Below are 22,107 nucleotides of genomic sequence, written 5' to 3'. Positions count from 1 at the left end.
CCGTAACGCGTCGCTGCGGCATCCTCGCCGTTGAAGGCCTGAACGGTGCGGGTCGCGGCGATCGTCTCGTTGGCGAAGGCGGAGGCATCGGCGAGCGTATCCTGGGCGGCGCGCGAACGTTTGCGCACCGAGCGGCCGAAGGCGACGAGCGGGAAGACAATCAGCGGGATCGCTCCGATGACGAGGCTCGAAAGCTTCGGCGAGGTGACGATCATCATGCCCATGGCGCCAATACAGAGGATGAGGTTTCTGAGCGCCACCGAGGCGGTGGCGCCGACGGCCGACTTGATCTGTGTCGTATCGGCGGTCAGGCGCGAGACGATCTCGCCGGACTGGTTGACGTCGAAGAAGGAGGGCGACAGCCTCGTCACATGGGAAAAGACATCGCGGCGAAGATCGGCGACGATGCGCTCGCCGATGGTGATGACGAAATAATAACGCAGCGCGCTTGCGACCGCGAGCACGACGGCCATGACCATCAGCATGGCGAAGTAGCTGTTGATGAAGCGGCCGTCCGACTGGGTGAAGCCGTGATCGATCATGCGACGCACGGCGAGCGGCAGCGCCAGCGAAGTGATGGCGGCAAGCGCCAGCGACATCAGCGCACCGGCCACCATGCCGCGATAACGCATGACGTAGGGCGTCAGCCTGCCGAGCGGCTGTAGCGACCGCCTTTTGCTTTCCTCAGCCCGTGCCTGCTCTGCCAAATCGTCTCCGATCGCCCGCAGGACCCGCGCAATGCGGCCTGTAGGCTCTTGTTATCTAGGCGTCCTTCATGTATAGGCACCGCATCCTAATGGGAAGCCGTAGCCATCACGACTGCGGCTTCATTTATTCAATCGGTTCGTTGGCCGCAACTGCATGCGGCAAATTGAACTCCGGTATCGCAGGAAGATTGTTATGAAGGCAGGCATCCATCCCGAATATCACATGATCAAGGTAGTCATGACCGATGGCACCGAATACGAAACCCGCTCGACCTGGGGTTCGGAGGGCGCTGTCATGAACCTCGAGATCGATTCCAAGTCGCATCCGGCCTGGACCGGCGGCAACCAGCAGCTCATGGACCGCGGTGGCCGCGTCTCCAAGTTCAACAAGCGTTTCGGCGGTCTCGGCCTCTAATCGCTTTTGCTCGATGGAATTCGAAGAGAGCCCGGTTTCGCCGGGCTTTTTTGCGTTTGCAATGGCTTACAGCGCCGCGCGTCTTTTCAGACGCGCCAAGGACGCTGTCGGAATGGTGGTGTTCAGCGGCAAACAAAAAACCGGCCGCGTAAGATGCAGCCGGTTTGTATCGAATTCTTGCGGATCGGTCAGTTGTTGCCGAAGGCGGTCTGCAGCAGGGAAAGCTGGGCCTGGACGCTGTTCTGATTATCATGAATGATCACCGCTTCGGACGGGCGGTAGATCTCGCGATCGAGCAGGGCGATACGGTTCTGCAGACGCAGCGAGCGTTCGACGAGGTCGCGGAAGGATTCCGGCAGGTCACCCCAGCCGGGTGCGGCGCGGTCGACGTTGAAGCCGTCGAGGCGAACCTTGTTCTTCTCAGCGAGCACCTGGTCACGGGACATTTCGCCATTGTTGACGGCGCGCTGCAACAGCAGCCAGGAGGCCATCTGCATGAGGCGGGTGGTCAGGCGCATCGATTCCGCGGCGTAGAGAACCGAGGCCATCCGCGGCAGAACCTTGGAGGCGGCGCGGCCCTGGCCGTCGAGGTAGGCTGCAGTCTCTTCGACCAGCGACATGCCTTCCGCGTAAAGTGCCTTGAACTGCGAGGATGCAGCGGCGCGGCCTGCAAAACTGATCGTGTTCAACCCAACTTCCGACATCGCAATAGTCCCTGTTTGCACGCAGCTACATATATTCAGGTAACGCCGGCACCGACGGAAAAGTTTCCAGGCCGGGTCTTTATGACTTTAAGATGGTATCATTAGCCCAAATGCGCAAGCCGTTTCTTAAGAAAGGGTTAATCTCCACAGTTTCGTGGAAGTGCGCCGGCCAATAGGAAAAAGAAGAGCCGCAAACGCGGCTCTCAAGGTAAAACAGGGAGAAAAATCAGACCAATTCACCGCTTGGAAAACTGTCTGAGATCCAGAGAAAATCCGGATGAATATAGTAATATCTTATAAAGCTTAATATTTTATTAACATTGTGCCGAATTAAGACTTGAGGCGGGTAATTTTATCCGCCTATAGCCTTGTTTTTTGGGGTTTTTAGCGGATTACGAGCGGAAGAAGCTTTCCGCCGCCTGCCGCCCGGAGGCCTTGCGACCGGCCTCGGCCTCGAGACGGGCGATCTCCGTCTTCAGCAATTCCACCCGCGCCTTCAACTCGTCGACCGAAAGCATGGAGAGATCGGCGCCGATCTCGTGGGCGACTTTCTTCTGCGGCCGGTCATCATCGATGAAGCTCATGGTTCGTCCTCCGTTTGCCAATGCTCTATAGTTTTTCCACGCAATTCCGGACGCAAAACCGCCGCGCACTTTTTGCTGGAATGGCTCTAGCCGAACTTTACCGCAGGATCGCCGCTTTCGGGAGACTTTCCGGTTTCAGGAGATTTGCCGGTGCCGCGATCGGCAAGCGACATGCTTTGCGGTGTCAGCATCGGCGAGGTGCCGGTCGGGATCGTCGTGTAGGCGTCGCGGTCGCTGGCCGGGACGGCGGCGCGGATCCGGCTTCTGATGATCGCGTAGACGGTGATCAGCACATGGGCGATGGCGGTGACGAGGAAAAGCGCATGTGGGGTGATCGCCGACATGACCGGGCCGCCGATCGTCGGGCCGATCACCGTGCCGATGCCGTAGAGAAGTAGCAGGCCACCGGAAACCTTGACGAAATCCTCCGACGCCGCGAAGTCGTTGGCGTGGGCAACGGCGATCGGATAGAGCGTATTGGCCACCGCGCCGTAAAGGACAACGAGCCCGATCAGCAAGCCGGCGGACGTCGGGTGGAGCAGAAAGATCAGCAGGCCCGCAACGGCAGCGATGCCGGACATGGCGGCGAGCACATAGCGCCGGTCAATGCGATCGGAAAGCCGGCCGGCCGGCAGTTGCATCACGGCGCCGGCGAAGATGGTGGCGCTCATCATGATGGCGATGCTGGTGTCGGAGAGGCCGGCGCCAGCGCCGAAGACGGCGCCGAGCGTGCCGTAGGCACCATTGGCGATGCCGACGAGCAGGATGCCGAGGCAGGAGACCGGCGAGTTGCGATAGAGCGCAGGCAGGTCGAGGCGCACCGCCTTCAGCGGCTGCGGCGAAGCGGCAGTCGAAAGCGTCGTCGGCAGCATGGCGATGCAATAGAAGATGCCGCAGATCATGAACAGCACCGGCGTGCGCACATCCTCGAGCGGGATCATCATCTGGCCGCCGACAACGCCGAGCAGTGTGATGCCGATATAGAGGGAGAAGATCGCGCCGCGGCTCTCGTTGCTGGCGCGCTCGTTCAGCCAGCTTTCGATGATCATTGACGTGCCGGCGGTGGAGAAGCCTGTGACGGCCCGCAGAACCACCCACCAGACCGGATGGATGATGATGCCGCTGACCAGCGCGATGATGGCGATGATCGAGATGAAGCCGGAGAAGGCGCGCACATGGCCGACACGGCGCACCAATTTCGGTGCCACCAGGCAGCCGATGACAAAGCCTCCAGCCCATGACGTGCCGAGCAGGCCGAGCGTCGTCGTGGCGTAGCCTTCGAGATTGCCGCGCACAGGAAGCAGGATGCCCTGCAGGCCATTGCCCATGAAAAGGAAGAGCGTACCAAAGAGCAGCGCGGCGACGGACAGCAGATTTCTCTTCATTTCCCCAGACTCGGTCTTAGCGATTTGCAATGGACATAAGGCAGGACCTGCGTCAGCCCAGCCTCAAGATGATTGATTGTGCCCCGGAATGTCTTTACGGCGTGTCGAGATCCTCTTGTTCGCGCGGAAAAATGTCCGTCCTGTGACATTCCGAAAAACGGAAAAAATAAAGCATGACAAAGCTGATAGCCTTGCTGCTCATCCTTGCCATGGCGATACAGCTGATCAAGCCGCTCGGGCTTCCCGGCCTCCGACGGCGGATGGATTTCTGGAAGATCGCGCTGATCGCTTTCGGCGTCTGGGCAGTGGCTCTGCTTTCACGCGACTTCATGATGTAGCCCCTGGATTACGCATAACCGGGGGCGACGACCCCACCGGGATCGTCAGTCCTGCAAGCTTATTTCTCCGCACATGACGGAAACGCAGCCTCCGGAGATGACGACATCGCTGACGATGCCGCCGGACTTCGCGACATCAAGGGTGATGACGCTGCGGCGGCCCATTTCGACGCCCTGTTCAATGGTGATGCGGGCGTTCATATCGGCCTCCGGCGCAAGCGAGACGAGATAGGCGCCAAGCGCCGCAGACGCGCTGCCCGTTGCCGGATCTTCGGGCACGTTATCGAGCGGCGCGAACATGCGGGCGCGGATATTCCATGGATTTTCGGCTGTCCTCACATAGAGGAAGAGCGAGAAGTCGTGGCCGCTCGTCGCCTGGTGGCCGGCAGCTGCCTGAAACCCGGCAAGGTTCGGGCGGGCGGCGGCCAGCGCTTCGAGCCCGTTCAGCTCTGCAATGGCGAAGTTCAGGCCGACCGAGGCGAAGACCGGGGCATGGGTGGTGCTGACGATGACGCCAGGGTCGAGCGAGACGCAGCCGGCGACGGTTTCCTCGGCAATGATATCGCCGATCGCCAGCGGCTGCGGTGCGCGGATGGCGGCAGCAGCAACCTTTCCGCCGCTGCGTTTCAGGCTGACTTCGACGACGCCAGCCTTTTCCTCGAAGCGCAGCGTATCGCCGACCGGCTTGCCGAAGATCTCCGCCTGCTGGCCGAGCACATAGGCGGTGCCGACGTTCGGGTGGCCGGCGAAGGGTATTTCCATCGTCGGCGTGAAGATGCGCACGCGGGCGGAATTTTGAGTGTCTTCCGGCGGCAGGACGAATGTGACTTCGGAATAGTTGAACTCGGTGGCGATCTTTTGCATCGCCGCATCGCTCAGACCTCGCGCATCGGAAATGACGGCAAGCGGATTGCCCTCGAAGCGAGTGGAGGTGAAAACATCGACGGTGACGTAGGAGAGGGTGTTCATGGCGGCTCCTGTTGTGACAGGCCGCTATGAGTAATCACGGTTTTTCGCGGAACGAAGCGGTTTCTTGTCGCCGTGACAATGGGAGGAAGGGGAGAGGGACGGGGCAGGGGCGGCTACACTGCTTTTGCCGCCCCTGCCCAGTCCTAAGCGTTAATAATCACGCGGCCTTTTCCAGGTCCTTCTTCCAGTTACCCTTGGCAGCGAGGCTGTTCATCTCGGCGCGGTGGGTGAATTCGCGCTGGCCGGCGGCGACGTTTTCCTGCTTGCCGCTCCAGCCCTTGAGCGCGCTGTCCTGCAGGGCGCGGCCGTAGGAGAAGGTGACGAACCAGGGCAGGCCGCCGGTGGCATTGATCGCCGAAAGGTGGGCTGTTGCTTCTTCGGTCGTCTGGCCACCGGAGAGGAAGGCGATGCCGGGAACGGCTGATGGAACGGTCGCCTTCAACACCTTGACAGTGCGTTCGGCAACTTCCGCGACCGAGGCCTTGCGGGCGTTCTTGCCGTCGATCACCATGTTCGGCTTCAGGATCATGCCTTCGAGGTTGACGCGGGCATCGGCGAGTTCCTCGAAGACGATGCGCAGCGTGAACTCGGTTACTTCGGCGCAGCGGTCGATATTGTGGTCGCCCGGTTTGCCGTCCATCAGGCATTCCGGCTCGACGATCGGAACGATCCCGGCCTCCTGGCAAAGTGCGGCATAACGAGCAAGCGCCTGAGCGTTGGCGCGGACGGAACCGCGGGTCGGCAAGGTCGACGAGATGGCGATGACGCCGCGCCACTTGGCGAAGCGGGCGCCGGCTTCATAATATCTGGCAAGTCGCTCGCCGAGGCCATCGAGGCCTTCGGTGATGGTTTCAGCGGGATATTTGGCCATCGGCTTGGCGCCGGTATCGACCTTGATGCCGGGAATGGCGCCGGCAGCGCGGATGATATCGACGAAAGGCGTGCCGTCCGCGGCCTTCTGGAACAGGGTCTCTTCGAAGAGGATGACGCCGGAGATATATTTCTTCATCGCTTCGTCGGAGCGGAAGAGCATTTCGCGATAGTCGCGCCGGCTGGTTTCGGTCGATTCGAGATTGATCGCGTCGAAACGCTTCTTGATGGTGGAGGTCGATTCATCGGCGGCGAGCAGTCCCCGGCCGCCCGTAACCATCTGCACTGCAATGTCTTCCACTCGTTCGCTCATTTCGTTCTCTCCACAACAATAAACATCGGCACTTCAGGAATATAGAACGCGGATAACAGAAGTTTATAGGGAGGAAAATGGAAGGCTAAGTCATTGAAACGATTGAATTCAATTCAATCGTTTGAAAGTTGGGATTTTTTTCGTCCTCTGAGCAAAAGACCGCGGAAGCTTCTTTTCTTCCGCGGTCTGTCCACATGTAAAATCTGCGAAATCAGTCTTGCGGATTATTTTGCAGCGTTGAGGACCGCGACGCCGGGAAGCTCTTTGCCTTCCATCCATTCGAGGAAGGCGCCGCCGGCGGTCGAAACATAGGTGAAATCGTCGGCAACGCCGGCATGGTTGAGCGCCGAGACCGTATCGCCGCCGCCGGCAACGGAGGTGAGCTTGCCGGCCGCAGTACGCCCCGCAGCGTATTTCGCGGCAGCGACGGTTGCGGCATCGAAGGGTTCGATCTCGAAGGCGCCGAGCGGGCCGTTCCAGACCAGGGTTGCGGCGCGCTCGATCCAGGCGTTGATGGCCTCGACGGATTTCGGGCCGACATCGAGCACCATGGCGTCGGCGGGAATGGCGTTGATATCGACCGTCTCGTTGGCGGCGCCTGCCTTGAACTCGCGGGCGATCACGCCATCCTCCGGCAGGATGATGGCGCAGCCCGCGGTGGCGGCCTCGATCATGATCTGCTTGGCGGTTTCGGCGAGATCATGTTCGCAGAGTGACTTGCCGACATTGGTGCCGCGAGCGGCGATGAAGGTATTGGCCATGCCGCCGCCGATGACGAGCGCATCGACCTTCTTCACGAGGTTCATCAAGAGGTCGATCTTGGTGGAGACCTTGGCGCCGCCGACGATCGCGACGACAGGGCGAGCCGGATCGCCGAGACCCTTTTCCAGCGCCTCCAGCTCTGCCTGCATGGTGCGGCCGGCATAGGCCGGCAGGTGGTGGGCAAGACCCTCGGTCGAGGCATGGGCGCGGTGGGCGGCCGAGAAGGCGTCGTTGACATAAATATCGCCGTTGGCGGCAAGCGCCTTGGTGAGGTCGGGGTCGTTCTTTTCTTCGCCTTTGTGGAAGCGGGTGTTTTCCAGAAGCAGGATATCGCCGTCATTCATCGCAGCAACGGCGGAGGCGGCGGCCTCGCCAATGCAATCGGAGGCCGTCAGCACGGCATGATCAAGCACTTCCTCGACGGAAGGGGCGATCAGCGACAGCGACAGCTCCGGCGAAGGGCCATCCTTCGGCCGGCCAAAATGAGCCAGCAGGATCACCTTGGCACCCTTTTCGGACAATTCCATGATCGTTGGCGCCACACGCTCGATGCGCGTCGTATCGGTGACCTTGCCGTCTTTCACCGGGACGTTGAGGTCGACGCGGACGAGAACGCGCTTGCCGCGGATGTCGGAAAGATCGTCGAGGGTCTTGAAAGAAGGCATGGGGAGGATCCTGTCGTGGTTGGCGAAAGTTGCGCCGAACATAGCAAGGATCATTCGAGACGCAAGGCGTTCAACGGCCGTTTTCGCGTGTGCCTTCGTCGCGTCCGGCCGGCGCTTTCGGCGTGCTTTCGGAGGCCTTGGTTTCCCGGTTCCGGCGTCCGTTCAGTCGGTCGCGGATGCGCTGGGTGATGTCCTTGAGATTGATGAAGATCGGCAGCGTAATTGCCGGTTCGACTGCTTCGAGCGACATGCCGACGGAGGTGATGTGGTCGTGTTCGTCGAGATCGCGGACGATGAGGATGATTGAGCCGAGGCGGACGCGGTCGGCATAATCGGCCTTGCCGCCGAGGCGCTGCCGCATCAATTCGGCGATCGTCAGGCCCTTTTCGGATTCGTTGAGCAGGCCCGGGCCATAGGCGGCGTCGAGATCGGCGGCGGGGCGGGCGGGGGAGAGCGCGAAGGCTCCGAAGAATTCGGCATCGTCGTCATCCACCGGCGCCCGGCTGGCGAAGAGACGGTCGAGCAGCCGGGAATAGCTCGGCACGATGAAGAGGTAGACAAGATCGTGCTCGCGCAGCCGCCCGGCATATTGGTAGCGCATCGACTTGCCGTCGCGGATGACGAGCGAGGGTGTCGCCCAGCGCGGAATACGCTCGCCGCGCAGCACCGGGCTATCCTTGATGACGCGGTAGGAGAGCAACTCGTGGTTGGCCGCCCCAGGCAGGTCGACCTCGACCTTATCGACGGCGCCGATGCGCGGCGGAATGATCAGCCCTAGCTTCTTGGCGACGGGCTTGATCGTCCAGCCCTGGAGAAGCAACGAGACCAGCACGATGATGAAGGCGGTGTTGAAATAGATCTGGCCATTCTCAAGCCCGCCGAGGATCGGCATGATGGCAAGCAGAATGGAGACGGCGCCGCGCAGGCCGACCCAAGCGACGAAGCCGATTTCCTGCTGGGTATAATCGAAAGGAAGCAGTGACAGCCAGACTGCCAACGGTCGGGCGACGAAGATCAGGAAGAGAGCGAGCAGGATAGCGGGCACGATGATGACAGGAAATTGCGACGGCGTGGCGAGCAGGCCGAGCACTAGGAACATGATGATCTGCGCCAGCCAGGTCATGCCGTCCTGGAAGCGTTTGATAGTTCCGATCGCCTGCATCTTGCGGTTCCCGGCGTAGATGCCGGCGACATAGACGGCGAGGAAGCCGCTGCCGCCGACCGCGCCGGTGAAGGAGAAGACGAGAAGAGCGAGCGCCAGCACGAAGATCGGCGTCAGGCCGCGATCGGTATCGAGCTTGCTGACGATCAGAACGATCATCATGCCGCCGAGCAGGCCGAGAATGACGCCGAGGCCCATCTGCTGCACGAACATGGCGAGCATGCCGATATTGATGCCGGCGTACCGTTCGCCGCTCGCCAGCACCTCGACAAGGGCGATGGTGAGGAAGATCGCCATCGGATCATTGGTGCCGGATTCCACTTCCAGCGTCGAGCGCACCTTGTCGCGGATGTTGATGCCGCCGATGCGCAGCAGGAAGAAGACGGCGGCGGCATCCGTCGATGCGACGATCGAGCCGAGCAGCAGACCTTCCAGCCAGGTGAAATTCAACAGCCACATGGCGGCCAAGGCAAAGAGCGAGGCAGTGATCAGCACACCGACGGAGGCGAGCGCCAGAGAGGGCACGGCCGCCAGCCGAAAGGCCTGCATCGGCGTGCCGAAGCCGGAATCGAAGAGGATCACGGCCAGCGCAATGGAACCGAGAATATAGGCAAGGTAATTGTTGCTGAACTCGATGCCGAGGCCATCGACGCCCGCCGCAAGGCCGATCATCAGGAAGAGCAGCAGCAGGGGGGCGCCGAAACGGAAGGCTAGCAGGCTCGAAAAAGCGGCAAGAAGCACGAGCGCCGTCGAGACCAGCACCACGATATAGAACGCTTCCATGCCCACCCCTTTCCATCGACTGCTTCGCGAACACAGCCGCCCCGGCCGATCCGCCTTATTTCAAACCCTCCCTCACGCGCGATCCATCAGTAAACGGCAAAACGTCAGAGAAGGGTAGGCCTTGCGGCTTAACCTCGTCGCGATGCTGCTTCATGCTGCTGAACGGCTGCCGGACGGCCAACCGACACGGAATGCTACGGGAGAAACTCTCTATAAAGAATGTATAGGAAAATCAGGCGAGAGCAGGGCAAAAGAGACAGGCACCGATTTTTCCTGCCGGTATCTGCGAATGGCAACAGGATAAGACACGCTCCTCCTTTCACGCGGCCCGTTTGCCTTGTCCAATGACGGGACGAATGGATTGCAGGCGCGGATGCGGAGAGTTGGGAAAATGAACGCGGAGATTTTTCGATATCGGGTAGGACATACCGGCGGCCCAGCGAGAGCAGCCGGCTGTCGTTTTGTGCCGGAAGCGACCGGCACTTGCTCTGCTATCCCAACACTGCCTGAAGCATGACGATGGCAAGAAACGAGAGGCCAATGAACGCGGCAACCCAGATGACCAGACGATTAGCCTTTGCCAGCACGGCGGGTCTGACGTCCCGCTTGGGGTGAAATCGCTGCCGCCGTTTGAGGGTGGTGTGGGACAAGCGTTTTTGTGCCTCTACCATTTATCACCTCCACTTGGCTCATTTTAGCCATTGTGCAGCGCTGTGCATTTCCTCAATCTAGCACGCTTGGCCAGCGGATTGCCAACCCGTGATCCATCCTTGCGGCCAGGGAATTCGTCGACGATGGTTTCGCGCAGGGACGCCTATCGAATTCGAACCCGAGGCCGCCTCAACTGCGCCGCCATCCTGTCCTGCGAACGGCGGCGCCATATCGAACCCGTCGCTTCGATATGACGTCGAAACCGGAAAAAGATGCGGATCGGCGGTCAGTCTTCTGTGTCCTCGCCCTCGTCGGTCAGATCCGCGACCGGGACCAGGAACACGACGAACTCGTCCTCGATGGTCCGTTCGGGATCGTCGTCGAATTCATAGGCGTGCTCGACTTCGCTTGCTTCCTCGGTGGTCGCCTTGCGCAAGCTCAGGGCCGCTTTGCGGTCCCACAGGGGCTTGCCTTCGGATTCCAGGATGGTCAGATCGTCGCGAAAGTCTTCCGCCTCGAAGAAATGCGTCGCTTCCTCGTGATTTTCCGAGCGAAAACTGGCAACGGCGCGGCCGGCGATTTCAACGGTAAAGTAATCCATCCATCTCTCTCATTTTCATGCGGACGACAGTGCTGCCGCACGGTATTGGCGTGGCCGCGCCTGGCCGGTGGCCAATGCGCGAGGAAACTGGGCATTTCGAATGTCCAGGGTGATGTATTCTAGCAGATCTCATCCGGGCGATGGACGAAAAGATGCCGGAGCGGTTCAGCTTCTCATCGAAGCGCAGAACCGCTCCAACTTTTTGTTTTTACGCAACTCCGGACGGAAAACCGCTTCGCACTTTTCCTGGAGTTGCTCTGGTGCGGGGAAGGCCGGTTTTGTTCGGAAGGCATGGCAACAAAAAGCGGCCCGGTTTCCCGGGCCGCTTGCATGTCGATGCCTGAAGAGCGCTCAGATGAGCTTGGCGAAAGCGACTGCCGTGTCGGACATGCGGCTGGAGAAGCCCCACTCGTTGTCGTACCAGGACAGGACGCGCACGAAGCTGCCTTCCATGACCTTGGTCTGATCGGTTGCGAAGATCGAGGAGTGGCTGTCGTGGTTGAAGTCACGGGAGACGAGCGGCTCGTCGGTGTAGCCGAGGATGCCCTTCAGCTTGCCGTTTGCAGCAGCCTGGATGGCTTCGTTGATTTCGCCAACGCTGGTCGCCTTCTTGGCGACGAACTTGAAGTCGACGACGGAAACGTTCGGGGTCGGAACGCGGATCGAGGTGCCGTCGAGCTTGCCCTTCAGATGCGGCAGAACGAGGCCGACTGCCTTGGCAGCACCCGTCGAGGTCGGGATCATGGAAAGGGCGGCCGCGCGGGCGCGATACAGGTCCTTGTGCATCGTGTCGAGCGTCGGCTGGTCACCGGTGTAGGAGTGGATGGTCGTCATGAAGCCGTGGTCGATGCCGACGGCGTCGTCGAGAACCTTCACGACCGGCACCAGGCAGTTGGTGGTGCAGGACGCGTTGGAGATGACCAAGTGCTCCTTGGTGAGCTGGTCATGGTTGACGCCGAAGACGACCGTCAGGTCAGCGCCATCGGCGGGCGCCGAGACGATGACGCGCTTGGCACCAGCCGTCAGGTGGGCGGCAGCCTTGTCGCGGGCGGTGAAGATGCCGGTGCATTCCATCGCGATGTCGACGCCGAGTTCGCGGTGCGGAAGCGTTGCCGGATCCTTGATCGCCGTGACCTTGATCGGCTTGCCGTTGCCGACGATGATCGAGTCGCCCTCGACCTTCACCGTTGCCGGGAAGCGGCCGTGGATCGAGTCGTAGCGCAGCAGGTGGGCGTTGGTTTCAACCGGGCCGAGATCGTTGATGGCGACGACTTCGATGTCGGTGCGGCCGGATTCGACGATGGCGCGAAGGACGTTGCGGCCGATGCGGCCGAAACCGTTGATGGCAACCTTGACTGTCATGTTCATTCACTCCCGATAGAGTAGGGCCCGATAGGTGAGGGCCTGGAATTGAGGAGATGGAGAGCGCCTCAAGGCGCCCTCATTAAAGCTTTGCTTCCGCGGCCGCAACGACGGCGTCGGCGGTGATGCCGAAATGCTTGTAGACTTCCTTGACCGGGCCGGAAGCGCCGAAGCTCTTCATGCCGATGAAGGTGCCTTCCGGTCCGATGAACGCATCCCAGCCTTCGCGAACGGCGGCTTCGACGGCGATCTTGACCGGCGAGTTGCCGAGGATTTGCTTGCGATAGGCTTCCGGCTGCTCGAAGAACAGTTCCGTGCAGGGGACCGATACAACGCGGACGGTGACGCCCTTGGCTTCGAGTGCCGTACGAGCCGCAACGGCGATTTCGACTTCGGAGCCGGAGGCGAAGATCGTCACCTTGGCGTCGGCATTGCCGGCGAGCACATAGGCGCCCTGTTCGCAAAGGTTCTTCTCGCTGTATTCGGTGCGGGCTGCGAGCAGGTTCTGGCGCGTCAGAGCAAGACCCGAAGGACGGTTGTGCGTCTTGATGGCGATCTGCCAGCATTCCGCCGTTTCCGTGGCGTCGGCCGGGCGGAAGACCATCAGATTCGGGATGGCGCGCAGACCGGCGAGCTGTTCGACGGGCTGGTGCGTCGGGCCGTCTTCGCCGACGCCGATCGAGTCATGCGTCAGGACGTGAATGACGCGGATGCCCATCAGCGACGCAAGGCGGATCGGCGGGCGGCAATAATCCGAGAAGATCAGGAAGCCGCCGCTGTAGGGGATGAGGCCGCCATGCAGCGCAATGCCGTTCATGGCAGACGCCATGCCATGCTCGCGGATGCCCCAATGCATGTAACGACCGGCGAAATCCGTCGGGGTGATCGAATGCATCTGGCTGGTCTTGGTGTTGTTCGACGGAGTCAGGTCGGCGGAGCCGCCGAGCGTTTCCGGCAGGAAGCCGTTGATGACCTCGAGCGCGTCCTCCGAAGCCTTGCGGGTCGCAACCGTCGGCTTGGTCTCGGCGAGCTTCTTCTTGTATGCGCTGATCGCGGCGTCGAAGCCTTCCGGCAGCTCGCCTGCCATGCGGCGGGTGAACTCGGCCCTGGCCGGAGCCTTGGCGAGGCCGTCTTCCCAGGACTTGACGAGCTCGACGGAGCGGGCGCCGGCTGCACGCCAGCTGTCAAGGACATCAGACGGGATGACGAAGGCTTCGGCTTCCCAGTTCAGCGCCTTGCGGGTGGCAGCGATTTCCTCGGCGCCGAGCGGGTTGCCGTGGACCTTGTGGGTGCCCTGCTTGTTCGGGGCGCCGAAGCCGATGATCGTCTTGCAGGCGATGAAGGTCGGGCGGTCGGACTTGTGGGCAGCTTCGATCGCGGCGGCGATAGCGGCCTGATCGTGACCGTCGATCTCGATCGTGTTCCAGTGAACGGCCTTGAAGCGGGCGATCTGATCGGTGGAGTCCGACAGCGACACGGCGCCGTCGATGGTGATCGAGTTGTTGTCCCAGAACAGAACGAGCTTGTTGAGCTTCAGGTGGCCGGCGAGCGCGATGGCTTCATGGCTGATGCCCTCCATCAGGCAGCCGTCGCCGCAGATCGCATAGGTATAGTGATCCTGGAGATCGGAGCCGAACTCCTCGCGCAGCTTGCGTTCGGCAATCGCCATGCCGACGGAATTGGCAATACCCTGGCCGAGCGGCCCGGTGGTCGTTTCGATGCCGGTCGCGTGACCATATTCCGGATGGCCGGCGGTCTTCGAGCCGAGCTGACGGAACTGCTTCAGATCTTCGATCGTCATGTCAGGATAGCCGGTCAGATACAGCACCGAATAGAGCAGCATCGAGCCATGGCCGGCCGACAGCACGAAGCGATCGCGGTTCGGCCAGTGCGGCTTCTTCGGATCGAACTTCAGATATTTGGTGAACAGGACCGTTGCCACGTCAGCCATGCCCATCGGCATGCCCGGGTGGCCGGAGTTCGCCTTTTCAACGGCGTCCATGGCGAGAAAACGGATCGCATTCGCCATCCGGTCGTGTTGTTCGGGAGAGGTCATGGCTTTTCCGCAAGTTCCGGGTGTCGGGGGATGGCCTCGAGCCTCCAAGACCATCGAGTGAAAGCGGCAGAGACATAGCAGTTGGGACGGGCAAGTCAATAAATGGCGGGCCAAATCCGGGCGGGCAGCGGCGATTTTTGACATTTGATCGCGCGATTGTACAAATGACGAATTTGATGCGACGAGCATGTGGAAAACGCTCATCCACAGGATAGGCTGGCGGACAAGTGACAGGATTTATTGACGGGCCGTCGGCGAGCTGCATATCCTTTTGAAATCGCAGGATCGGCGCGGCGTGCCGATTCGCGGATCCTGCGCGGGAATCGGAAAGACATGATGCCCACAGGCAAAACCATGGAAGCAGCGCTCAACGAATTGAGACAGGCGATTTCGAGCCTCGAAAACGCCGTCGACATGCGCGTCGAGCGGCAGCGCGAGCAGGGCGAGATCGAGGGCGAGGTGCGGCGCGTGCACGCCGACCGCTCCCGGCTGGCGCAGGAGCTCGATCAGGCCGAATTCCGCGCCAACCGGCTGGAAGAGGTCAATCGCGAAGTATCGCGGCGGCTGGTGACGGCGATGGAAACGATCCGCGCAGTTCTGGATCGCTGATAGAAAGAGTTTGGCATGGCGCAGGTGACGGTAACGATCGACGGCAAGGCCTATCGCATGGCCTGCGAGGAAGGGCAGGAGGATCACCTGACCGATCTCGCCACCCGTTTCGACCGCTATGTCGGCCATCTCAAGGACCAGTTCGGCGAAATCGGTGATCTCAGGATCACCGTCATGGCCGGCATCATGATCGTGGACGAGATTGCCGAGCTGACGCGCCGCGTGGCCGGATTGGAATCCGAGCTCGAGTCGCTACGCGGCAATCGCGATACGGTGCTTGCCGCGACCGCCCGGACCGAAGAAAATCTTGCGGCAGCGCTGAGCGAGGTGTCGAGCCGCATCCGCGGCATCACCGACAAGCTGAATGGCCGGTCCGCCCCGGAACTCAATTGATCTCAATTAAATAGGGGCGGCCTTCCGTCGCCACTGGCGCGTCAGCGCAAACAACCTTATATATCGCCATGCGGTCTGCGCCTCTCGACAGGAACCACAATCCCTGGGGCCATACTCGATCCAAAGGGAGCTGTCCCTGGCCAGGCCCGTGGGCCTGGACACACGGCGCCCACCTACGTTTGTAGGCACCCAGGATCGTAAACATCCATCGGTGGTCGTGGATCGCACCCTTCCCTTTTATCGTCGGCCGGGATCCCGGATATGGCGGGCGAACGCGCGGCTTCCGCGTCCGCCCTTGTCAGTGCGCGACTACTTCTTCAGACCTGGAAGGGTGACCTGAAAGACCTGGAACATGGTGTCGACGTCGGCACCGCCGTCCGCCTTGTAGGCTGCACCCACCTGGAAACCATCCTGCGTCAAGAAGTCATTGTCATTGGCGACGAACAGGAAGTAGTCGTCCGGCAGGTTCGGGTCGAGAACGCTCGCAAGCCCCATGGCTTCCCATTTTTCCGACAGATTGTTCTTGTCGTTCGGCGCGCCGTTGTGCAGGCCGAAGCGGGCAAGCTCGGCCTTGTCGTTGAGGTCGATGAAGGGTGTCAGCGTCGCCCCATATCCCCGGCAGACGGTCTATGACGGGATCATGATATCTGGATGACACTTACTTCTCAGTGAAAGCGTCGTGCTGAAGAGGATCTCAGCTTTCGGCTATCCGCATTCCAGCTCGCTGCTCTATCCGACCGGATAGGGCCCTTCGGCAAAGATTTCGTCGTGGTAGCCTTTGGAGCCGATATCCAGTGCCAAGGGGCTTCGCCATTCCCTGTCGTCGCGCAGGCAATCGAGCACGAAACGGAAATCATATCGCGGCTGCCAGCCGAGGTCCCGTCTTGCGCGTTCGTTGACATAGACACGGTCGAGCGCCGGAAACATCTTCCAGCCGCGTGACGCGTAGAGGGCGCCTGCACCCGGGAACAGCCGTTCGACGACATGAGGCGCGTTATGCCTGATCGCGGCAAGATCGCTCGCCGAAAACGGCGTCGTGGCGGAGACGATGTAGCGGCCAAAGCCGATTGCCGGTGCCTTTTCCAGCGCCAGCAGATGGGCGCCGACCACATCGCTGATGTCGACGCGGCGGTGAAGAATCTCGTTGGCCTGGGCATTCTCCGCCGAATATCTGTTGCGAATGGCGGGATCGTCGTCGTTTTCGGGAAAGAAACGCGCCGTCCTGAGAATGACCACCGGCAGGCCGGATTTGCGGGCAAAGAGTTCGCACAGGCCTTCGGCGGCGAGTTTCGTTACGCCGTAGATGTTTTTTGCGACGGGAAGCACGTCCTCGGTCACCCATGCCGCCGGTTCGCCGGCAACCGGCGTCAATGCCGCGCCGAAGGTGCTGGTGGTGCTGGTGAAGACGAAGCTCGCGACGCCTGCGGCGGTCGCCTCTTCGAGCAGGTGCAGAGCGCCGGCGATATTGGTGTCGAGGAAATCGTAATTGCCGTGGGTCGCTACATGCGGCTTGTGCAGCGTCGCGGCATGGATGACGTGGCTGATGCCTGACATCGCCTGCCGGACGAAGGCGCGATCACTGATCGAGCCGACCATGTCGGTGAAAGCCGAGGGCTTGATATCGATGCCGCGCACCCAGCGGCTTTCCGCCCTCAGGGTTCGCATCAGCGCCTCGCCGAGATGGCCGGCACTTCCCGTCACCAGTATCGTCATCACATCGTCTCCTGACCGTTCGGCGGCGGACGCTATAAAGACTAAGGTTTCCAGACAACGCATAAATTATGCATGGGAATGCAGGAAAGCTGCAGGCTCAGCCGATGGTCGTGACGAGACGGCCGGCGCTGCCATCGGAAAGCATGATCCTTTCCCAGGTCACGCGGCCGGCGGCGATCGGCAGCAGAGCATTGCCGTTGGCGCCGGTATCGAGGGTCAGCGACGAGAGCTTACCCGTGTGCCAGCCGCGCTCCTCCAGCGACTGCTCGGCGGCGGCGATCTCGGCGGAGGCGTAGGAGAAGAGAGAACGGCCGAGAAAGGCGCCGAGCGGCGCCCGCCACTCCGCCTGCCGCGGGCGGGAGGCGGAGAGCAGCCGGTGGGTGCGGTCGCAGATCAGATGCACCGGCCGGACGGAATCCTCGACCAGCCGCTTCAGCGCCGCATCGACTGCTGCATGTCGCGGCGAGGCGAAAATCCGTTCCAGCTTGCCGGCCTGTTCGGGCGACAGGGCGAGCTGATCGCGCTCCCAGCGTGAGATCGTCGCCTGGTTGACGCCGAGAAGCTCGGCGAGATGTCCTTGCTTCATGCTGCGCAGCAGCCGCATGCGGCGTATGCCGGCTCCCGATATCGTCATCCGTCTGATCCCGTGCCGTTTTTGCCAGCATAAGGCTTCGGCGGACCGGGCGGCAAGGCGGTTTGACGCCGGGTCATTATTCGGGCTGACCTTCCAGGTCGCCTTTCAGCCGGTCGAGGATAGAGAGCGCATGGCCGGCATAGGCGCTGATCCAGCGGTCATAGATATGCTTGATCGGCAGGCTGTTCAGGTGGTTCCAGCGCTCGCGGCCCTCCTTCCTGGCGATGACCAGGTCGGCCTCCTCCAGCACCTTCAGATGCTGCATCACCGTGCAGCGGTCCGTCTGCGGAAACATCTCGCAGAGCGTCCCTGTGGTTCGGGGGGCATCCTTGAGCAGATCGAGGATTTCGCGGCGGCGATGATGCGCCAGCGCCTTGAAGACAGGATCGTCGGTTGCTTCGCTTGACATGTTATGTTTTTATAACATAATGAAGCCAAGCACAACGGAAACAGCCACAATGGAGAAGAGGAGAAGTGTCATGTCTCTCGGAATCCGCGTTTCCGGCCGCATCGGCCGCCCCGTCGCCGAGGTGTTCGATGCCGTCGTCAATCCGAAGAAGCTCAGCAGCTATTTCACCACGATTGGCGGGGCGAGCGCGCCGCTCGTGAAGGGCACGACGGTGACCTGGTGGAAGGATGCGCCGGTCGAGGTGGTCGAACTGGTGCCGGAAAGTCGCATCGTGCTGCGCTGGGATGGCGGCACCGGCGAGGACGAAGCAAGGTACAAGACGCTGGTCGAGATGAACTTCAAGCCGTTGGAAGACGGTGGCACCTTGGTGACCATTGCCGAGACCGGCTGGCGCGAAGACAATGCTGGCCGGCGCGGCAGCTATCTCAACTGCGAAGGCTGGACACAGATGCTTTGCTGCATGAAGGCTTTTGTCGAATATGGCATCAATCTGCGCGAGGGCATGTTCCTCAGCGAAATGAAGGGTGAGCCGGCCAGCGCGCCGGACATTTGACAGGACGTCGGTCTCAAGGAGGTCAGTGGCGCAATCGTCGCATTCGCCAATATCACCGAGACTTCGCTTGCCTGTCACACTGCGGGTGCTAATTTCCGGATTCGATACTTCATTTCGGTTTCCAGGAGATTCATTATGCAGCTTGGCATGGTTGGTTTGGGCCGCATGGGCAATTATATGGTCCAGCGTTTGATGCGAGGCGGTCACGAATGCGTCGTCTACGACGCCAGGCCGGAAAGCGTTGCCGAGCTCGCAGGCCTCGGTGCGACCGGCAGTGCTTCGCTCCAGGAATTCGTCTCGAAGCTCACCCATCCACGCGCCATCTGGCTGATGCTGCCGGCGGCGATCGTCGACAAGGTGCTGGCGAGCCTGGTGCCGCTGCTTGAGAATGGCGATATCGTCATCGACGGCGGAAACTCTTATTACCATGACGACATCCGCCGCGGCGCCGACCTCATCACCAAGGGCATCCACTATGTCGATGTCGGCACAAGCGGCGGCGTCTTCGGCCTCGAGCGCGGTTATTGCCTGATGATCGGCGGCGAGAAGGGTATCGTCGAACACCTTTCGCCGATCTTCGCGACGCTGGCACCCGGCGTCGGCAAGACGGAAGCCTCGCCGAACCGGAGCGTTGAGGCGGCTGCGGCCAGCACCGCGGAGCAGGGTTACCTGCATTGCGGTCCGCATGGCGCCGGTCATTTCGTCAAGATGGTGCATAACGGCATCGAATATGGCCTGATGGCCGCCTATGCCGAAGGCATCAACATCCTGAAACACGCCAATATCGGCGCAGCCTCGCATGAGACCGATGCGGAAACCGCGCCGCTCGCCCATCCGGAACATTTCCAATACGACTTCAACCTTCAGGATGTCGCCGAAGTCTGGCGCCGCGGCAGCGTCATCACCTCCTGGCTGCTCGATCTCACGGCCGATGCGCTGCATGCTGACCCCGCACTAACGAAATATGCCGGCCGCGTTTCGGACAGCGGCGAAGGCCGCTGGACGATCATGGCGGCAATCGACGAAAGCGTGCCGACGCCGGTGCTGAGCGCTGCGCTCTACGGTCGCTTCTCCTCGCGCGACAATGACGAATTCGCCAACAAGGTGCTGTCGGCGATGCGTGCGGGCTTCGGCGGCCACGTGGAAAAACCGGCCGCGAAATCCTGAAGGCAAGCGACTTCACTCACCGTTCCGACAAAGCCGTCATCCTGACGTAGCGAGCGCAGTGCTTCGTTTCGAGGAGGCGGCGACGTTTGCCTTTACTAGCCATCGGTATGGTTTCCCTACTGCTTGCTGGCGGCAACGGTCGCGAGTATCCATTGCAAAGTGTCGGCGCTGCTTTGCACGAGCGACCGACATTTCATTGGAGGCGGTCATGGAGCGTGGCATGGCAGGGGGCTTGAAGGCCGTCATATCAGGCATACTGGCATTGCTTGCGCTTTTTTCGGCGGTTTCGCCTGTCTTTTCCCAGACGCCGCCGGCGCAAGTGCCGGCCGCGGCCGCCCCGCCGGCCGAAGTGCGTCAGATGATGGAGCTCATGCAGACTCCTCAGGTCAAACAATGGATGTCGACGCAAATGGCGACGGCGCCCGCGAGCGATTCGGCGGCCAGCGACCAGATGTCGGTGCTGTCAGGTCTGCTGCAGCATGCCCGCCGGCACGTCTCGATGGTCTCCGACGCGGCGATGACGCTGCCCTCGCAGGTCGGCCATGCTTCCTCGCTGTTCTTCGGTGAAATCGCCGCCACCGGATGGTCGCGCATGGTGGCGCAGTTTCTGGCGATTTTCCTGCTCGGCACCATCGTCGAGCGCATTGCCCGCTATGCCTTCCGCCGCCGCCGCCAGGCGGCGCAGATGGCGGGCATGCATCTCGCCCCGCGCGTCATACCGGCGCTGATCTTCGCAGTGGCGACGGCGCTTGCTCTTCTCAGCGTCAGCTGGCCGCCGGTCAGCCAGAGCATCGCGATCGTTTGCGTTGTCGCGCTTGTGGTCCAGCGCTTCACGATTTGTCTCGGCGGCGTACTGGTCGATCTCATCGGGCTTGCGCGGGTGGAGGAAGAACGGCACGGTATCACTGATCCGATCATGCCGGCGCGCGCGGTTGCATTCTTCTGGTATCGGCGCTGTGCGACTTTCGTCATCTATTTCATTTTCGGCTGGGCGGTGATCCAGTCGATGGAGCCGCTCGGTTATTCCCCGAGTGTGCGGCTCCTCGTCGGCTACATCCTGGGCATCGGCCTGCTGCTGATCGCCATCGAGGCGGTCTGGTCGCGGCCGCACAAGGACGAGAAGCGTGGTCACGGGGCCTCCTGGGCGCTCACCGTCTATTTCCTGTTGCTCTGGAGCCTCTGGGTCGCAGGCTTCAACTGGCTGCTCTGGCTCGGCATTTACGTGCTGCTGCTGCCGCGCGTGCTTGCCGTCTCGACGATTGCGGTAAAATCGCTGCAGCAGACCGAAGCGAGCTTCCTTGCCACGCGCCGCATTGCAGCCGTGCTGCTCGACCGTGGCGTGCGGGCGCTGATCATTGCCGTTGCCGCCATCTGGCTTGGGCATATGCTCGGCGTCGGCGCCGATACCATGGCCGCGGGCGAAACGATGATCGACAAGATCGCGCGGGGCGTGATCGGCGGCATCGTCATCCTGCTTGCCGCCGATCTGCTCTGGCATGTCATCAAGGCCTATATCGACGGCAAGCTGCTCAATTCATCCGTGGATGGCGGAGCAACGGATGAGGAAAAGGCCAAACGCGCGCGGATACAGACGCTATTGCCGATCTTCCGCAATATTCTCGCCGTCGTGATCGCCGTCATTGCCGTTCTGATGGTGCTCTCCGGCCTCGGTATCGAGATCGGGCCGCTGATCGCCGGCGCCGGTGTCGTCGGCGTCGCAGTCGGTTTTGGCGCGCAGACGATCGTCAAAGACGTCATCAGCGGCATGTTCTATCTCTGGGACGATGCCTTCCGCATCGGCGAATATATCGAAAGCGGCAGCCACAAGGGCGTGGTCGAGGCCTTCAGCCTGCGCTCGGTGAAGCTCAGGCATCATCGCGGGCCGCTGACGACGGTACCCTTCGGCGAACTCGGCGCAGTCAAGAACCTCAATCGCGACTGGACGATCGACAAGATCAGCCTCAACGTCAAATACGACACCGATCTCGTCAAGGCGAAGAAGGTGATCAAGCAGATCGGGCAGACGCTGCTCGAAAATCCGGAATTCGGTCCTCATATCATCGAGACGCTGAAGATGAAGGGTGTCGAGCAGTTCGGCGAATTCGCGATCGAAATCCGGCTGTCGATGATGACGAAGCCTGGCGAGCAATTCGTCATCCGCCGCAATGCGCTGGCGATGATCCGCAATGCCTTCCAGGAAAACGGTATCGAATTCGCCGTGCCGACGGTGCAGGTGGCAGGCGATCGCGACGCGGAGGTGGATGCTGCCGTCGCGCGCTACGCCGCGCATGCGCGGGCGGGC

At 61.3% G+C, this 22,107-nt stretch carries 22 protein-coding genes, 1 other RNA gene and 1 pseudogene; 8 read left to right on the top strand and 16 right to left on the bottom strand.

The features are described 5' to 3' along the window. The coding region (locus MOV76_RS29850; RefSeq protein ID WP_247265891.1) for an ABC transporter transmembrane domain-containing protein at positions 1–707 on the bottom strand (707 nt) is incomplete at its 3' end. Between the two features lie 193 nt (positions 708–900). Between MOV76_RS29850 and rpmE the strand changes: the two genes are divergently transcribed. Next, positions 901–1,122: a 50S ribosomal protein L31 gene (gene rpmE, locus MOV76_RS29845; RefSeq protein WP_003542805.1), complete on the top strand. Its 222-nt coding sequence runs from the start codon at positions 901–903 to the stop codon at positions 1,120–1,122. A gap of 188 nt (positions 1,123–1,310) precedes the next feature. Here the strand turns inward: rpmE and MOV76_RS29840 are convergent, their stop codons facing one another. The 3 genes from MOV76_RS29840 to MOV76_RS29830 form a co-directional block, all read right to left on the bottom strand. After that, positions 1,311–1,826, bottom strand: coding sequence for a DUF1465 family protein (locus MOV76_RS29840; protein ID WP_018243478.1), 516 nt, complete (start codon positions 1,824–1,826; stop codon positions 1,311–1,313). 392 nt (positions 1,827–2,218) lie between these two features. Beyond that, complete coding sequence (locus tag MOV76_RS29835; protein ID WP_018243477.1) at positions 2,219–2,410, bottom strand: DUF1192 domain-containing protein; 192 nt, start codon at positions 2,408–2,410, stop codon at positions 2,219–2,221. Positions 2,411–2,496: 86 nt separating this feature from the next. Next, the gene (locus tag MOV76_RS29830) at positions 2,497–3,795 is read right to left on the bottom strand and encodes an MFS transporter (RefSeq protein WP_018445941.1); all 1,299 of its coding nucleotides are present in this window, start codon (positions 3,793–3,795) and stop codon (positions 2,497–2,499) included. Positions 3,796–3,968: 173 nt separating this feature from the next. On the opposite strand from MOV76_RS29830, the gene MOV76_RS29825 reads away from it, so the two are divergent. Next, positions 3,969–4,133, top strand: a complete 165-nt coding sequence (locus MOV76_RS29825) for a hypothetical protein (protein ID WP_018243475.1) — start codon at positions 3,969–3,971, stop codon at positions 4,131–4,133. A gap of 45 nt (positions 4,134–4,178) precedes the next feature. Here the strand turns inward: MOV76_RS29825 and MOV76_RS29820 are convergent, their stop codons facing one another. From MOV76_RS29820 to tkt, 8 genes are all read right to left on the bottom strand, one after another. Beyond that, positions 4,179–5,102 (bottom strand): PhzF family phenazine biosynthesis protein, encoded by a 924-nt coding sequence (locus MOV76_RS29820; protein WP_166480847.1) that lies wholly within the window; start codon positions 5,100–5,102, stop codon positions 4,179–4,181. Between the two features lie 157 nt (positions 5,103–5,259). Continuing rightward, positions 5,260–6,285, bottom strand: coding sequence for a class I fructose-bisphosphate aldolase (locus MOV76_RS29815; protein ID WP_222284762.1), 1,026 nt, complete (start codon positions 6,283–6,285; stop codon positions 5,260–5,262). Between the two features lie 224 nt (positions 6,286–6,509). Next, positions 6,510–7,712: a phosphoglycerate kinase gene (locus tag MOV76_RS29810; RefSeq protein ID WP_247265890.1), complete on the bottom strand. Its 1,203-nt coding sequence runs from the start codon at positions 7,710–7,712 to the stop codon at positions 6,510–6,512. Positions 7,713–7,782: 70 nt separating this feature from the next. After that, positions 7,783–9,657, bottom strand: a complete 1,875-nt coding sequence (locus MOV76_RS29805) for a potassium/proton antiporter (RefSeq protein WP_026188519.1) — start codon at positions 9,655–9,657, stop codon at positions 7,783–7,785. Between the two features lie 491 nt (positions 9,658–10,148). After that, a complete protein-coding gene (locus MOV76_RS29800) occupies positions 10,149–10,328 on the bottom strand; it encodes a hypothetical protein (protein ID WP_018445937.1) in 180 nt (59 codons plus the stop codon). A gap of 266 nt (positions 10,329–10,594) precedes the next feature. Then, positions 10,595–10,909 carry a hypothetical protein gene (locus tag MOV76_RS29795; RefSeq protein ID WP_018243469.1) on the bottom strand — a complete coding sequence of 105 codons (315 nt, stop codon included), beginning with the start codon at positions 10,907–10,909 and terminating at the stop codon, positions 10,595–10,597. A 351-nt stretch (positions 10,910–11,260) separates the two neighbouring features. After that, complete coding sequence (gene gap / locus MOV76_RS29790; RefSeq protein WP_026188518.1) at positions 11,261–12,271, bottom strand: type I glyceraldehyde-3-phosphate dehydrogenase; 1,011 nt, start codon at positions 12,269–12,271, stop codon at positions 11,261–11,263. 82 nt (positions 12,272–12,353) lie between these two features. Further along, entirely contained in the window at positions 12,354–14,327 is a 1,974-nt protein-coding gene (gene tkt, locus MOV76_RS29785; RefSeq protein ID WP_026230595.1) for a transketolase, read from the bottom strand. A gap of 333 nt (positions 14,328–14,660) precedes the next feature. On the opposite strand from tkt, the gene MOV76_RS29780 reads away from it, so the two are divergent. From MOV76_RS29780 to ssrS, 3 genes are all read left to right on the top strand, one after another. After that, positions 14,661–14,936, top strand: a complete 276-nt coding sequence (locus tag MOV76_RS29780; RefSeq protein ID WP_012758879.1) for a DUF4164 domain-containing protein — start codon at positions 14,661–14,663, stop codon at positions 14,934–14,936. A 15-nt stretch (positions 14,937–14,951) separates the two neighbouring features. Continuing rightward, entirely contained in the window at positions 14,952–15,329 is a 378-nt protein-coding gene (locus MOV76_RS29775; RefSeq protein ID WP_018243466.1) for a cell division protein ZapA, read from the top strand. A gap of 69 nt (positions 15,330–15,398) precedes the next feature. Beyond that, a non-coding RNA gene (gene ssrS / locus MOV76_RS29770) (6S RNA) lies at positions 15,399–15,557 on the top strand. Positions 15,558–15,638: 81 nt separating this feature from the next. Here the strand turns inward: ssrS and MOV76_RS29765 are convergent. The 4 genes and pseudogenes from MOV76_RS29765 to MOV76_RS29750 form a co-directional block, all read right to left on the bottom strand. Then, positions 15,639–15,935 (bottom strand): annotated as a pseudogene (locus MOV76_RS29765) (hypothetical protein); the annotation flags it as partial. Positions 15,936–16,058: 123 nt separating this feature from the next. Next, a complete protein-coding gene (locus MOV76_RS29760; protein ID WP_247265889.1) occupies positions 16,059–17,042 on the bottom strand; it encodes an NAD(P)-dependent oxidoreductase in 984 nt (327 codons plus the stop codon). 97 nt (positions 17,043–17,139) lie between these two features. After that, on the bottom strand, positions 17,140–17,676 hold the full coding sequence (locus tag MOV76_RS29755) for a helix-turn-helix transcriptional regulator (RefSeq protein WP_247265888.1): 537 nt from the start codon (positions 17,674–17,676) through the stop codon (positions 17,140–17,142). 76 nt (positions 17,677–17,752) lie between these two features. Beyond that, complete coding sequence (locus tag MOV76_RS29750; RefSeq protein ID WP_247265887.1) at positions 17,753–18,085, bottom strand: helix-turn-helix transcriptional regulator; 333 nt, start codon at positions 18,083–18,085, stop codon at positions 17,753–17,755. Between the two features lie 70 nt (positions 18,086–18,155). On the opposite strand from MOV76_RS29750, the gene MOV76_RS29745 reads away from it, so the two are divergent. The 3 genes from MOV76_RS29745 to MOV76_RS29735 form a co-directional block, all read left to right on the top strand. Then, on the top strand, positions 18,156–18,638 hold the full coding sequence (locus MOV76_RS29745; RefSeq protein WP_018445932.1) for an SRPBCC domain-containing protein: 483 nt from the start codon (positions 18,156–18,158) through the stop codon (positions 18,636–18,638). A 135-nt stretch (positions 18,639–18,773) separates the two neighbouring features. Beyond that, on the top strand, positions 18,774–19,805 hold the full coding sequence (gene gnd, locus MOV76_RS29740; protein ID WP_247265886.1) for a phosphogluconate dehydrogenase (NAD(+)-dependent, decarboxylating): 1,032 nt from the start codon (positions 18,774–18,776) through the stop codon (positions 19,803–19,805). Between the two features lie 208 nt (positions 19,806–20,013). After that, positions 20,014–22,107, top strand: a 2,094-nt coding sequence (locus MOV76_RS29735; RefSeq protein ID WP_247265885.1) for a mechanosensitive ion channel family protein, incomplete at its 3' end; no start/stop codon positions are given.

Origin of the sequence: Rhizobium sp. PRIMUS64, assembly GCF_023006465.1 — a bacterium.
Lineage (GTDB): Bacteria > Pseudomonadota > Alphaproteobacteria > Rhizobiales > Rhizobiaceae > Rhizobium > Rhizobium leguminosarum.
This window is presented reverse-complemented; position numbering and strand designations above follow the sequence as displayed.